Annotated in this window: 12 protein-coding genes; 1 reads left to right on the forward strand and 11 read right to left on the reverse strand. The window is 49.7% G+C overall.

Annotated elements, in window-relative coordinates; all coding sequences use genetic code 11:
* From ABGT54_RS08415 to ABGT54_RS08460, 10 genes are all read right to left on the reverse strand, one after another.
* Positions 1 to 540, reverse strand: a complete 540-nt coding sequence (locus ABGT54_RS08415; RefSeq protein ID WP_346663677.1) for an NUDIX hydrolase — start codon at positions 538 to 540, stop codon at positions 1 to 3.
* 87 nt (positions 541 to 627) lie between these two features.
* On the reverse strand, positions 628 to 2,181 hold the full coding sequence (gene rny, locus ABGT54_RS08420; protein ID WP_346663678.1) for a ribonuclease Y: 1,554 nt from the start codon (positions 2,179 to 2,181) through the stop codon (positions 628 to 630).
* 72 nt (positions 2,182 to 2,253) lie between these two features.
* On the reverse strand, positions 2,254 to 2,868 hold the full coding sequence (locus tag ABGT54_RS08425) for a regulatory protein RecX (RefSeq protein ID WP_346663679.1): 615 nt from the start codon (positions 2,866 to 2,868) through the stop codon (positions 2,254 to 2,256).
* Positions 2,865 to 3,902 carry a recombinase RecA gene (recA, locus tag ABGT54_RS08430; RefSeq protein ID WP_346663680.1) on the reverse strand — a complete coding sequence of 346 codons (1,038 nt, stop codon included), beginning with the start codon at positions 3,900 to 3,902 and terminating at the stop codon, positions 2,865 to 2,867. The genes ABGT54_RS08425 and recA overlap by 4 nt, the downstream gene beginning before the upstream one ends.
* A gap of 297 nt (positions 3,903 to 4,199) precedes the next feature.
* Entirely contained in the window at positions 4,200 to 6,137 is a 1,938-nt protein-coding gene (locus tag ABGT54_RS08435; RefSeq protein WP_346663681.1) for a rhodanese-like domain-containing protein, read from the reverse strand.
* A 139-nt stretch (positions 6,138 to 6,276) separates the two neighbouring features.
* A complete protein-coding gene (locus tag ABGT54_RS08440; RefSeq protein WP_346663682.1) occupies positions 6,277 to 6,741 on the reverse strand; it encodes a YbaK/EbsC family protein in 465 nt (154 codons plus the stop codon).
* A gap of 35 nt (positions 6,742 to 6,776) precedes the next feature.
* Positions 6,777 to 8,027 (reverse strand): D-alanyl-D-alanine carboxypeptidase family protein, encoded by a 1,251-nt coding sequence (locus ABGT54_RS08445; RefSeq protein WP_346663683.1) that lies wholly within the window; start codon positions 8,025 to 8,027, stop codon positions 6,777 to 6,779.
* A 60-nt stretch (positions 8,028 to 8,087) separates the two neighbouring features.
* On the reverse strand, positions 8,088 to 8,657 hold the full coding sequence (gene scpB, locus ABGT54_RS08450; RefSeq protein WP_346663684.1) for an SMC-Scp complex subunit ScpB: 570 nt from the start codon (positions 8,655 to 8,657) through the stop codon (positions 8,088 to 8,090).
* An 18-nt stretch (positions 8,658 to 8,675) separates the two neighbouring features.
* Positions 8,676 to 9,428, reverse strand: coding sequence for a segregation/condensation protein A (locus ABGT54_RS08455; RefSeq protein ID WP_346663685.1), 753 nt, complete (start codon positions 9,426 to 9,428; stop codon positions 8,676 to 8,678).
* A gap of 122 nt (positions 9,429 to 9,550) precedes the next feature.
* Positions 9,551 to 10,414, reverse strand: coding sequence for a metallophosphoesterase (locus ABGT54_RS08460; RefSeq protein WP_346663686.1), 864 nt, complete (start codon positions 10,412 to 10,414; stop codon positions 9,551 to 9,553).
* Positions 10,415 to 10,530: 116 nt separating this feature from the next.
* Here ABGT54_RS08460 and ABGT54_RS08465 point away from each other — a divergent pair, with 116 nt between their 5' ends.
* On the forward strand, positions 10,531 to 12,324 hold the full coding sequence (locus tag ABGT54_RS08465; RefSeq protein WP_346663687.1) for an aminopeptidase P family protein: 1,794 nt from the start codon (positions 10,531 to 10,533) through the stop codon (positions 12,322 to 12,324).
* 161 nt (positions 12,325 to 12,485) lie between these two features.
* On the opposite strand, the gene ABGT54_RS08470 is transcribed toward ABGT54_RS08465, so the two are convergent.
* Positions 12,486 to 13,760 carry a D-alanyl-D-alanine carboxypeptidase family protein gene (locus ABGT54_RS08470; RefSeq protein WP_346663688.1) on the reverse strand — a complete coding sequence of 425 codons (1,275 nt, stop codon included), beginning with the start codon at positions 13,758 to 13,760 and terminating at the stop codon, positions 12,486 to 12,488.
* Positions 13,761 to 13,846 lie beyond the last annotated feature (86 nt).

Below are 13,846 nucleotides of genomic sequence, written 5' to 3' on the forward strand. Positions count from 1 at the left end.
TTATATGCAGTATTTTGCTTCGTATGCCAGGATTGCCGCAATGGTTTTGGAGTCTTCAATCTCACCCCGGAAGATTTTCTCCTTTAATTCTTCCAGCGTATAAGCTTTTACCTCTACATATTCGTCCTCGTCCAGATGTTGTCCGGTCTTCTTAAGATCCCTGGCTGTAAAGATTTCGATCTTCTCATCACAGAATGCCACTGTTGTCCGAAGGGTCAGCAGCCATTCCAGCTGATCCGACCGGTATCCGGTCTCTTCCTCCAGCTCTCTTGCCGCGCAGCGGATCCCTTCCTCACCCGGCGCGTCCAGTTTACCCGCAGGGATCTCCAGCGTATCCCGCTCCAGCGCATTGCGGTACTGTCTGACCATCAGGATCCTTCCGTCCGGAAGCACCGGCACCACCGCAGCCGCTCCATCATGATGGATAAAATCAAATACCGCTGTATTTCCATTGGCAAATTCCATATAATCCCTGTACACATTCAGGATCGAGCCCTGATAGGCGAGTTCTCTTCCGGTTCGTTTTACATTTTCACTCATTCTCATCCCTCCGTCTTTCCTGTTCCGGCTTGTCGCCGGTACAAAAAAACAGAGCCGGCATAAGCCGGCCCTGCTGTAATTTATCCTCTACTTGGCGTAGTCTGTTACCCTTGATTCACGGATAACATTGACTTTGATCTGCCCGGGGTATTCCATCTCGTATTCAATCTTCTTAGCAATATCCCTGGCCATCAGCACCATATCTGCATCAGATATCTGCTCTGGAACTACCATTACACGAATCTCTCTACCTGCCTGAATAGCAAAAGATTTATCAACACCCTTAAACTGGTTGGTGATATCTTCTAATTGTTTTAACCTGTTTGTATATGTTTCTAATGTTTCTCTTCTCGCGCCCGGTCTTGCCGCGGAAATCGTATCCGCCGCCTGTACCACGCATGCGATCAGAGTCTGCGGCTCTACATCACCATGATGAGCCTCCACTGCATTGATCACAGTGGCTGATTCTTTGTACTTTCTGCAAAGATCCACACCGATCTGGATATGAGAACCTTCCACATCATGATCGATGGATTTTCCAACATCATGCAGAAGCCCTGCCCGCTTGGCGACTCTGACATCAAGCCCGATCTCGCCTGCCAGAAGTCCCGCCAGCTGCGCTACTTCAATCGAATGTTTCAGAGCATTCTGTCCATAGCTGGTACGGAATTTCATGCGGCCCAGAAGTTTGATCAGTTCCGGATGGATTCCGTGAACCCCAACTTCCAGCGCAGCAGCCTCTCCTTCTTCCCGAATCATTGTGTCGACTTCTTTCTGGGCTTTTTCCACCATCTCTTCAATTCTGGCCGGATGGATGCGCCCGTCGACAATTAATTTTTCCAGCGCGATCCTTGCGACTTCTCTTCTGATCGGATCAAATCCGGACAGCACAACAGCTTCCGGGGTATCATCTATGATCAGTTCCACACCCGTCAGCGTCTCCAGGGTACGGATATTCCGCCCTTCACGCCCAATGATCCTTCCTTTCATCTCGTCGCTTGGAAGCTGTACGACGGAAATCGTCGTCTCCGCCACATGATCGGCCGCACATCTCTGAATGGCAGTCACTACATACTCTTTTGCCTTTTTGTCTGCCTCTTCCTTCGCCTGGGCCTCCAGTTCTTTGATCATTTTGGCGGTGTCATGTTTCACATCATCTTCAACAGTTTTTAACAAATACTCTTTTGCCTGTTCGGAGGTAAGTCCTGAGATTCTTTCTAGTTCCTGTACTCTTTGCTTGCTCAGCTCTTCCACTTTCGCTTCGCGCTGCTTAAGCTGCTCTTCTTTTGCTGCAAATCCTGCTTCCCGCTTTTCGATCGCGTCCGCCTTCTTGTCTAAAGCCTCTTCCTTGGATAATACTCGTTTCTCGTAACGCTGCAGTTCTGCTCTGCGTTCCTTGGTTTCCTTTTCGAGCTCATTTTTGTTCTTAATGGACTCTTCTTTAATCTCCAAGAGAGACTCCTTTTTCTTGGCCTCTGCGGTCTTTACGGCATCATCGATAATTTCTCTTGCTTTGCTCTCGGCATTTCCGATCTTGGACTCTGCATTTTTCTTCAGATTGGAAACCGTTGCAAAATGACTGATGACTGCCGCTGCGATGATCAGCACAACTGCCACAGCAATTATGATTCCACTCGGCACAGGAGCACCTCCTTATTTAGTTTTCATTGTACAAATACAACACTTAAATTCTATACTGTTTTCACAAAGATGTCAAGTATTCCACTTAGAAACTTGTATCACCTGACGGATGTCCTCATAACGAAAGCCTTTCCGCATCAGATATCCCAGTACTTTCCGGGTTTCCTCCGGTCCGGCGTTCTCCGGATCGTAATGCTTTTTTCTCAGAAGCTCCCGGATCGCTGCCTGGGAATCCTCTTTTTCATAGCATTCTCCCACCGCCTGTTCCAGGAGATCCTCAGGAACTCCTTTTTCCAGCAGCATCCCCCGGATCTCCCGGATGCTTTTCTTTTCTTTGCGCCCCAGAATAAAACTTTTCGCATATTCCAGGTCATTGATATATCCGAATGATTTTACATAGGCGATTGCTGCCCGGGTCACTTCTTCGGGATAGCCTCCCTGGAGAAGTTTGTCGCGCAGCTGCTTTTCTGTCCGCCCCATCTGGTTCAACAGATGCATGGCCCTTAGCTTCGCCCTTTTCAACAGGGTTTCCTCGCAGATCTTTTCATAGGTCTCCCCGGATAAAAATTCTCCCGGTACCAGATGGTACCGGGAAACTTCACCCTGATAAAGACAAAACGCCGGCTTTTCGTCCAGATAGATCCGCACTCTGGTTTTAGAAACCGGTTCTATCCTGGTAATGATCATTTTTCTGCATCCTCATTTTTTTCTTCCTGTCCATCCGGTCCGAAATGGTAATGTTCCCGGATCTTCTGATCCAGTGTCTCCAGAAGTTCCGGATGCTCGGCCAGATATTTTTTCGCATTTTCCCGGCCCTGGCCGATCTTCTCTCCTTCATAGGCGAACCAGGCTCCGCTCTTATTCACCAGATCAAGCCCCACGGCCAGATCAAGGATATCGCCTTCTTTTGAAATGCCCTTTCCGAACATGATGTCAAACTCTGCCTCTTTAAACGGCGGAGCAATCTTATTCTTTACCACCTTCACTCTGGTGCGGTTGCCCACGATCTCCCCGCTCTGCTTGAGGGTCTCGATCCTGCGGACATCCATGCGGATAGAGGCATAGAACTTCAGGGCACGCCCTCCGGTGGTCGTCTCCGGATTGCCAAACATAACGCCCACTTTTTCACGAAGCTGGTTGATAAAAATAACCACGCAATTGGACTTGCTGATCACCGGAGTCAGCTTTCTTAAAGCCTGTGACATCAGTCTCGCCTGAAGTCCCACATGACTGTCTCCCATATCGCCTTCTATCTCCTGCTTGGGAACCAGCGCGGCCACAGAGTCTACAACCACAATGTCCATCGCGCCGGAACGCACCATCGTCTCTGTGATCTCCAGAGCCTGATCTCCGCTGTCCGGCTGTGAAATATAAAGCTCATCAATATCTACGCCGATATTCTTTGCATAGACCGGATCCAGAGCATGCTCTGCGTCGATGAATCCCGCAATGCCCCCTCTTTTCTGCACTTCGGCGATCATATGAAGGGCAACGGTGGTCTTACCGCTGGACTCAGGCCCGTAGATCTCTACCACACGTCCCTTGGGAACGCCACCCAGGCCCAGCGCGATATCCAGGCTAAGAGAGCCTGTGGGGATAGTCTCCACTGCCACCTGGGCTGACGGATCTCCCAGCTTCATCACCGTGCCTTTTCCAAAATCTTTCTCTAACTTTGCGATCGCTGCTTCCAGCGCCTTCTTCTTATCTTCATTACCTGCCATGATACAATCTCCTTCTCGATGCCGAACGGATGTTCGCTTCTCTAGTCAATATACTATTATACTTGCCTTTTCTTGTCAAGCTTTTCCTGAAAAAACTGTTCTGAACTTTTTATTCATCATTCTTACAGGCTGATTCTTCTGCCGAATGGCAAATGTACAGAAAGAAGCGCAGATCTGCATGTTCTGTATGTGAATTTCAGTATACCTTATTTTTCTCCAAAAGTAAAGGGACTGCATGGTGCAGTCCCTTCTTTTATCCATCCCTGTAAAACCAGATGGTTTCCTTCCTGCAGATGATTAAGGTGTGTCATCAATGATGGGAAGACGTTCGCCGTTTTCATCTTCGTATGCAGACCATCCGCACCAGCCGTCGGCAAAGAGGGACGTATTCTCAAGCCCCATCGCTCTGGCATCCCAGAGAACTTCTGCCGCCCGATATCCGCCGCCGCAGAAGAAAGAAAGATGTTTGCTGGTATCCACTCCTGCTTCTGCCCACATTGCAAGGATTTCATCTGCATTTCGCATAGTCACATCCAGATTATCGTAATAGAACATGGAACTGGAATTATTGATACCCGCATATCCAAATACGGCATCCGGGATCCTTCCTTCATACGGGAAGTAAGCATAACCAGATGTTGCTCCGGAATACTCTTCATATCTGCGGTTGTCCACCAGCAGGAAATCATCGTTTTCTTTCAGCTGTGCCGCTTCTTCCACCGTGTCGATCAGATCCGGATTCAACGGCACTTCTGTGCCAAAGTCTTCCACTGGAGTTACCTGCGCGCTTCCGGTTTCCAGTTCATAACCTGCATCCGTCCATCCGTCATATCCGCCGCTCATTACATAGACATTCTCAACGCCCAGATACTGCAGGATTACTGCATAACGGCAGGCAAAGATCGGAGATCCCACTGTAACCACGGTACTTTCTGTCGTGATTCCCTGGGACTTCGCCAGATTAAATAATTCCTCATCGCTGCGGAGCAGATAATAATAGTCCGCAATATCAAAGTCATCGCTGTTTACATGGATCGCTCCGGGAACATGTCCGTCCAGGAAGCCGGACTGTTCTTCTGTTCCCCAGCTGACTTCCACGATCTTCAGATCATTGACCGGACCTACTTCTGCCACTTCCTTACCATCGATCAGGTCTTTGACTGCTGACGGCGGGATCCACAGTTTATAATTTGCATAACCGGTAAGCTCTCCGGTCCACTCCTTCAGATCAAAAGTCTTTACCTCTTTTACATAGGAAGACAGGAAATTCGCTACAACAGCAGATTCCGTCTCATCCTCGCTGTAGACGATAACTGAAGTTTCTTCTGTCAGATTCTTGTCATAAAGCGCTTTCCAGAGATGCTCTTTACGGGAAACCTCATCAATATTCCCGTTCTCATCAAAGGTACAGGTAAGCCAGTTGGCGGAGAAATCGGTCGCCCCCTCAATATGTCCGCCCATGGTATTCTTTCCGGACGCCCATCCAATATAGGCATCATTGGATCTTGCGTCAACAACAACCGCGGATCCGTCTGCCAGCGCCGCCTGCACGTCAGCTTCTGTCACCTTTTCATAACTTCCCGGAGCAGACACATAGGAATAATCTGCAAACCGGTCGATGATGGTGGCTGTCTGTGCACGGACCGCGCTTCCCTGCGGATCCAGATACCCGTTATTTCCGGAAATCTGGCCGGATCCCACTGCCCATTCCATTGCTTCTTTTGCAAATGTATTAACATTTGCAGCATCCGGATAACCGGAGAGATCTCCTTCCACAACTGCATAATCTTTGTACTGTGCATACCGGTACATCATAGTTGCAATCTGCTCGCGGTTGATCGGGTCAGAAGTTCCAAAAAGGCCCGTATCTTCGTAACCGGTCACGATCTCATTTTCACTTGCCCAGCAGACTGCGTCCGTGTACCATTCTCCTTCCGGTACGTCCGGGAACGCATCCGTATAGGCAACCTCCGGGGATCCCTCCATCCGGTAAAGGATCACGGCAAACTGCGCGCGGAAAAGATCTTCATTCGGGCCAAAGGTCTGTTCATCAAGACCCGTCATCAGTCCGCCCTGCAGCTTGTATACGTCTTTTACATAATTGTAATACCAATCGCCTTTTGCCACATCTGTATAAGGGAGCTCATCCGGCTGATATTCTGCTGCCTGCGCCACTCCTGCAACGCCAAAAGCCGTCACCATCGTAAGCAGCAAAACCACAAGTTTCTTTTTCATACTTGTTTCCTCCTTTCACAAAACTTTATGTCAGATTTATTATAAAAAGGATTGGAAAGGAGACAAATTGATATTTCGCATAATCAGCAGTACATATTGATGTCTTCAATAAACATCCGGAAGGTCCCGTCCCTGCGCTTTATTCTTTGCAGACGTCCACCCAGGCAAGGCTTCTGCCGTATTGCTCCAGCTCCGGGATGGTCAGTTCGATCATACTGTTGCCGCTGCCTGCCGCCGGGAACACCGTCTCAAACCGCCGCAAAGATTCATCCAGATACACCTGTACGCCATCATTGACGGCAAAGGGGCAGACTCCGCCCACCGCATGGCCTACCAGCGCTTCCACCTCTTCAAACTTCAGCATCTTCGCTTTACAGCCAAACTGCTGCCTGTACTTTTTATTGTCCACCTTCCGGTCTCCGGCAGTCACCACCAGCACCACATGCTCCGGCGTCTGAAAAGACAGGGTCTTGGCGATCCTTGCGGGCTCGCATCCGATCGCTTCTGCCGCCGCTTCCACAGTGGCACTGGAATGTTCTTTTTCCATCACCCGGTCTTCCATACCGTACTGGCGAAAATAAGCTCTGACTTTTTCAATAGACATCTTGATTCCTTCCTCCTTTGTGTGTTCTTTTTGCTTTATAACAGAAAGGTCTGAAACAGCACCGCATATCCTCTTCCAAAATCATATTCCTCGATCTGTTCTGCTGCCGTCAGCGTATACTGCGCCACTTCTTCCCCGTTCAGAACGCAGCCGATCTTTCCCACCCGGGCGCCTTTCTTTACCGGCGCCTCCACAGCGTCCGGCACTTCTGTCTGAAATTTTGCCTCTTCATCCTCTCGCATCAGGATGCGGACAGGCGTGCTGTCTTCCACCTCCGCCCGCACAACTGTTTCTCTTGCATACGGATGTTCCGGATCCACGCCGTTTCTCACGGGGATCTCCAAAAAGGCGCCTCCGTCCACAGTCTTCTTGTTACCAGCTCCGCCCGCCGCATCTTCCGGACCAATCTCCCGGTATTCATAAGCGGTCAGTCCGTATTCCATAAGTTTCCGGGTATCTTCCCACTTGTAATTTTTATGCCCCGGCCAGCCACAGCCAAGAAGCGCCACAATGAAGGTCCTCTCATCCCGGCGCAGCGCGCCTACATAGCAGTAGCCCGCGTCTGCGGTAAATCCGGTTTTGCCGGTGAGCGCCCCTTCCATCATATCCAGAAACGCATTGTGATTGTGGCAGGAAAAGGTTCTCTTGCCAGACACATCCGTAAAGGTATACTCCTTTGTCTGTGTAATCGCAAGGAATTCTTCTTTTTTCGGAGACTCCCGGATACAGTACCGCATAAGCAGGGCCAGTTCTCTTGCCGTTGTGGCATGCACTCCGTCTTTGTCTGCTCCGTCCAGCCCGTTTGGCGTAACAAAATGCGTATCTCTTAGCCCCAGCTCCTCTGCCCTGTCGTTCATTTTTTCGACAAATGCTTCCACACTTCCGGCAAGGCTTTCTGCAATCACTACGGCGCTGTCATTGTAAGACTCCAGCATCAGGGCATAGAGAAGATCCTGAAGCCGGTAAGTTTCCCCTTCTTCTACTCCCAGCCGGACTTTCGGCTGCCCTGCCGCCTCCTCACTGACCCTTCCGGTCTGATCTTCCTCCATCTCTTCCAGCGCCAGGATGCACGTCATGATCTTGGTGGTACTGGCCATAGGGCGGATCGCCGTCTCCTCTTTGCCAAATAAAACACGCCCGCTGTCGGCATCCAGCAGCACTGCCGACCGGGCGTAGAGATCCTTCGGCTGCGCCGGATCCTCCTTTGCCCGGACCGGTAGCAGAAAGGTCCAGGAAAGCACAAGAAATATCCCGGCTGCGCCTGCGATATATTTGTTCCACTTCATAGCAGCCTCTGAAGAAATAGCCTTGCTCTATCTATATGCCTTTCGTTCTGCCGCTATAACCTAAATATCCAGTTTTAACTGTGCCTCTTCCTCAGCTTCTTCCTTAAAGGTCTCCACCTGATCCGGATTAAGGGCCGGCAGATCCTCTGCAGACTGGATACTGAATCTTCTTAAGAATTCTTCTGTGGTGCCAAACAAAATGGGCTTCCCCGGCGCGTCCAGCCGGCCCATCTCGCACACCAGATCGTATTCCACCAGTTTGTTTACCGCATGGTCGGATTTGACGCCGCGGATCTTTTCGATTTCCAGCTTGGTAACCGGCTGTTTATAGGCAATGATGGACAGGGTCTCCAGAAGCACGTCTGTCAGCACATATTTCCTGGGCTGTCTGGCCACCCGGATCAGATAATCATACATTTCCCGTTTGGTGCACATCTGAAATGCGTCTTCCAGCTCAATGATCCGTATCCCGCGGTCCTGCCGGTCATACTGGTCCATCATCTGGTGAATGATCTTTCTGGTAGTTTCTTCGTCGTGTTCAATTGCCGCCGCAATCTTGCCAATCTCCACAGAATCGCCCATGGCAAACAGGATCGCCTCTATGATTCCTTCTATTTTCTTTATCTCCACGGTATTCCAACAACCTTTCTATTGCGATTCCTCTACATTGGAATCGATCATAATATCTTCAAAGGGCTGCTCCTGCCGGATGGTGATCGTACCTTCCTTCATCAGCTGCAGGATCGCCAGAAATGTTACTACCAGCTGGGTTTTTGATTTCTGCTTTTTTAAAAGCTCCCGGAAGCTGAATCTGCGGTGGCTTTTTGCATAGTCCGTCACATAGGAAAGTTTGTCTGGCAGCGTAACCTCTTCTTTCTCAATCTTTCCGAATTTGCTGCGGACCGGATCGACTTTATCCGCCTGGCGCTTCATCACTTCCTGGAAAATGGCGTTAAGTTTTATCAGTGTCAGATCTCCCAGAAGATCGTCCAGATCCACAGGTTCTACATAGTCTCTGACTTCTTCCGGGATGGTCGGCTCTTTGTAGAGGGTCTGATCTCCCATCATCTCCCGGTCCCGAAGCTCGTATGACATATATTTGTACATTTTGTACTCCAGAAGCTGTTCCACCAGCTCCTGCCTGGGATCTTCTTCTTCCTCTTCCTGCTCCTCCCTGGGAAGCAGCATCTTGCATTTGATATCCAGAAGCGTGGCCGCCATGACAAGAAATTCGCTCATCACGTTAAGGTCTTCTCGTTCCATGGCCCGGATATACTCCATATACTGACTGGTGATCTCTACGATCGGAATATCGTAAATGTCGATTTTATTTTTTTCGATCAGATGAAGCAGCAGATCCAGCGGACCTTCAAAGGCTTCAAGCTTAACCGGAATCCCCATACGCGTTCCCCTTGTTTTTTGCACATTTCTCCCGGAACTGAAACGGCCGTCCCTGCAAGACTCGGCGTTTCAGATACCGCTAACATTTTATTATACAGGATATCCTTAAGTTTCTCAAGCTTTTACAGTTCGTTAAATCCATGAAGTTCCAGCACGACCAGTTCCGCGGGATTCAGAAAGCGGATCGGCACGGAATGTGTGCCCAGCCCCCTGCTTACCACCACATCGGCCTTCGGCTCCCGGTAAATCCCCGCAGAGTATGCGGGAAACAGGCGGAAATCCGGCGATATGACGCCGCCCACCCCCGGGATCCCTACCAGGCCTCCGTGGAGATGGCCACAGAGGATCAGCTCCGCGCCCCACTCCTCGTACTGGCGGACGTAGGCGGGATTATGAGCCAGAAGGATCTGGAAAGAAGGATCGGCTCTCCCAATCCTGTCTTCGATCTGACGGACCGAAAGACCGCGTTTTCCCAGCTTTTCATAACTTGAAAGCGGGATCTCCAGACCGCTGATCCGAATGCGGACATTGTCCGGTCTCCAAAGGACCGCTTCATTTTCCAAAAAGATTACGCCTGCCTCTGTGAGGCTTTTTTTATAAGCCGCATAAGACTGGTCATAGCGGCCGGTCTCTTCTTTCAGCTTCTGCTCATGGTTGCCATTGGCATAATACACCGGTGCGATGGAGGTAAGTCTGGACACAAAACGCAGCGTATCTGCGTAGGAGCTCCCGTTTCTCCGCACCAGCATATCTCCGCCGATCAGGATCAGATCCGGTCTTTCCTTTCTTACCGCCGCCAAAAGCCTTCCGTTTCTTTTACCGTAACTGCAGTTGTGGAGATCGCTTAAAAAAACGATCTTCCTGTTTTTGATTCCATTTAATTTATGGGAAGTGATCCGGTATGTTTTTACCCGGAATGTCCGAAGTTCTCTGACATTTTCAGCGATAAAGATCAGCCCCAGGATACACAGGATAAAAATCAGCATCTGTTCACGATTTCTCCTCTCAAATTCAGGTCAATTATATAATTATTCCTGTTCATTTGTAAACAGATATGTTAAAATCAATACGGCAAATATAGTTTTTCAAAGGAGGTTTTACCATGAATGTACCTGAAAGAATCAGCGCTCTGCGTGCTTTGATGGCAGAAAAAGGGTATGACGCTTATGTTGTTCCTACTGACGACAACCACCAGAGTGAATATGTTGGGGAACATTTTAAAGCCAGAGCATTTATCACAGGATTTACTGGTTCCGCCGGAACCGCTGTTATCACAAAGGATGAAGCGGGCCTTTGGACCGACGGCAGATACTTCATCCAGGCAGGCCAGCAGCTCGCCGGCAGCGGTGTGAAGCTGTTCAAGATGGGCGAGCCGGGCGTTCCTACCGTTGCAGAGTACCTGGAGGAGGTTCTTCCCCAGGGAGGAACTCTTGGATTTGACGGACGGGTTGTCGCTATGGGCGACGGACTGGAATATGAAGCAATCGCGACAAAGAAACAGGGTGTGATTCATTATGCGGAAGATCTGATCGACCGGATCTGGGAGGATCGTCCGGCGCTTTCCACAGAGCCTGCATTTGCTCTTTCTGAGGAATATACCGGAGAAAGCACCGCCTCCAAGCTTGCAAGAGTACGGGAAGCCATGAAGAACGCCGGCGCAGACGTGCATGTGATCGCAGCTCTTGACGACGTATGCTGGATCACCAACCTGCGCGGAAATGATATTGAATTCTTCCCTCTGCTTCTCTCCTATGCTGTCATCACGATGGACGAGATGAAACTGTATATTGATGAGAACAAGCTGACTGATGAAATGAAGAAAAATCTTGCAAAGGATCACATCACGCTGCATCCTTACAACGCCATTTACGAGGATGTAAAATCTCTTCCTGCAGACGCTTCCATCCTGGTGGATTCCGCGCGCCTGAACTATGCGCTGTACAATAATCTTCCGAAAACAGCAAAGATTATTGATGAGATGAACCCGACCGTTGTTATGAAAGCGATCAAAAATGATGTTGAGCTGAAAAATATTATCAATGCTCATGTCAAAGACGGCGTTGCTGTCACCAGATTTATGTACTGGCTGAAGAAAAATGTAGGAAAGACCAATCCGCCGATCACCGAGATCAGCGCCGCTGAAAAGCTGGAAGAGTTCCGGAAGGAGCAGGAAGGCTATCTGTGGCAGAGTTTTGAGCCTATCTGTGGTTCCGGCGAGCATGGAGCGATCGTACACTATGCAGCCACTCCGGAGACCAATATCCCGGTCGTGACCGACGGCCTGTTCCTGACCGACACCGGCGGCGGATATATCGAGGGCTCCACTGACATCACCAGAACTTTTGCTTTCGGCAGCCTGACCCGGGAAATGAAAGAAGATTTCACCACCGTTCTGCAGTGCAACATGCACCTGGCAAACGCCGTTTTCATGGAAGGAACCGCTGGCTACAACCTGGACATCCTGGCCAGAATGCCTGCATGGAAGCGCGGCATTAACTTTAACCACGGCACCGGCCACGGCGTTGGATATCTGATGAACATCCATGAGGCACCCTGCGGATTCCGCATTGCCGTCCGCAAACGGGAAAAGCAGCCGCTGATGCCCGGACTTGTCATCACCGACGAACCGGGAATCTACATCGAAGGCTCCCACGGCGTCCGCACCGAAAATGAGCTGGTGGTACGAAAAGGCGAGAAGAACGAATACGGACAATTCCTGTACTTTGAGCCCATCACCTACGTTCCCATCGATCTGGACGCCATCCTTCCGGAAATGATGACCGAAGAAGACAAAGAACAGCTCAATACCTATCACGCAAAAGTATACGAGGTAGTGGCACCTCATCTGAACGAAGAAGAACGCGAGTGGCTGAAAGAATACACACGCGCTATCTAATCCAATAGGGGACGGGGGATTTCCAGAAATCCCCCGTCCCCCTATTTCGCAACCACACAGTTATCACCCAAATGCGGATTACACATGTGGATAACGTGTGGATATTTTTTGCCATAGGGAAAGGGGACGGGGGTTTTCTGAAAAACCCCCGTCCCCTTTCCCTATGGCAAAAAGTTATCCACTGCTTTTTCCACAGCGTCGATATATTTCATGTGAGGAACTGTTTCTGCTATTCGAATCTTGCAACTGCCGATTTTTTCTCCTTCCAGATAATATACTGCCTCCCCGGCTTCCTGTCCTTTCTTTACCGGTGCTTTTATGGATGGCTTCATCTGTATTTTTCGTTCGATGTCTGCTAGATTTGATCCTTTTGTGTCTACATAAGTAAATGTTTTCTCCTGTGCTGTGAGGGCGTTTTCTTTTACCCCGCCACGGACTCTGATCTTTGGCGTGGCCTCGATGTTCTTCTCCTGATAAACGCTGCATTTCCCGAATCCATAGTTTAGAAGTGCAATGGCGTCTCTGGTCCGGTCTTTGCTGGTTTCTGCCGCCATAATGACTGCAATCATTTCTACCTCATTTTTTTCGGCAGTGGCAGAAATGCAAAATCCCGCCTGGCTGGTGGATCCGGTTTTCAGCCCCGTGGTATATTCATAATGGCGAACCAGCTTGTTGGTGTTGGTCAATCCAAATTCTGAACTGCCTTTTGGGGTGGTATGTGTAATATTTTCCATCCATATCATGGCGTAATCCCGAATCTGTGGGTAGAGGCGTAGCAATTCCGCAGACATCCGGCCAATGTCCCTTGCAGTTGTCAGGTGTCCCTCTGCATCCAATCCATTGCAATTGACAAAATGTGTGTGTGTCATCGAAAGCCCGGCAGCCCGTTTGTTCATCCGTTTTACAAACTCTTCTTCGCTCCCTGCGATATGCTCCGCCATGGCCACGCAGGCGTCATTGGCGCTGGCCACCGCAATACACTTGATCAGAGTATCTACTGTCTGTGTTTCTCCGGATTCCAAAAACACCTGTGACCCGCCCATGGATGCCGCATACTCCGAGGTCGCCACCGTTTCATCCAGGCTGATCTGTCCGGCTTCCAAAGCATCAAAGATTAAGAGCAACGTCATGATCTTTGTCACACTGGCCGGCGGACGCTCTTCATCCGGATTCTTTTCATAAATGACCTGCCCGGTAGACGCTTCCATTAAAATAGCAGATGGCGCGCTGATATCCGGTCCTTTCTCTCCTTCATCCGAGCCTTTTTCTCCGCCATTCTCTCCTCCGTCCGCATTCCCCTGTTCTACAGACTTTTCTCCGCCATTCTCTCCTTCGCCCTCATTCTCCTGCTCTGCAGACACTTCTGCAGCAAATGCGGTCGGCACAGACTGTGCAATAAGTAACAGACACAAGCATACTGTCAATAGTTTTCTCACGTCCTGATCTTCCTCATCCATCCCTGACTATTACTTCTATATTAGTTTTCAAAACTGCAAAATATGATTCTTTTTCAGATATTTCA

The organism is uncultured Merdimonas sp., from assembly GCF_963929015.1.
In the GTDB taxonomy this organism is placed as follows: domain Bacteria; phylum Bacillota; class Clostridia; order Lachnospirales; family Lachnospiraceae; genus Merdimonas.

Bases quoted from the DNA above. Each gene is read 5' to 3' on its own strand.
- ABGT54_RS08460 (WP_346663686.1), bottom strand. From the start codon at position 10,414: ATGCTGATTTTTATCCTGTGTATCCTGGGGCTGATCTTTATCGCTGAA.
- ABGT54_RS08440 (WP_346663682.1), bottom strand. From the start codon at position 6,741: ATGTCTATTGAAAAAGTCAGAGCTTATTTTCGCCAGTACGGTATGGAA.
- ABGT54_RS08415 (WP_346663677.1), bottom strand. From the start codon at position 540: ATGAGTGAAAATGTAAAACGAACCGGAAGAGAACTCGCCTATCAGGGC.
- ABGT54_RS08445 (WP_346663683.1), bottom strand. From the start codon at position 8,027: ATGAAGTGGAACAAATATATCGCAGGCGCAGCCGGGATATTTCTTGTG.
- ABGT54_RS08425 (WP_346663679.1), bottom strand. From the start codon at position 2,868: ATGATCATTACCAGGATAGAACCGGTTTCTAAAACCAGAGTGCGGATC.
- recA (WP_346663680.1), bottom strand. From the start codon at position 3,902: ATGGCAGGTAATGAAGATAAGAAGAAGGCGCTGGAAGCAGCGATCGCA.
- ABGT54_RS08435 (WP_346663681.1), bottom strand. From the start codon at position 6,137: ATGAAAAAGAAACTTGTGGTTTTGCTGCTTACGATGGTGACGGCTTTT.
- ABGT54_RS08465 (WP_346663687.1), top strand. From the start codon at position 10,531: ATGAATGTACCTGAAAGAATCAGCGCTCTGCGTGCTTTGATGGCAGAA.
- ABGT54_RS08455 (WP_346663685.1), bottom strand. From the start codon at position 9,428: ATGGGGATTCCGGTTAAGCTTGAAGCCTTTGAAGGTCCGCTGGATCTG.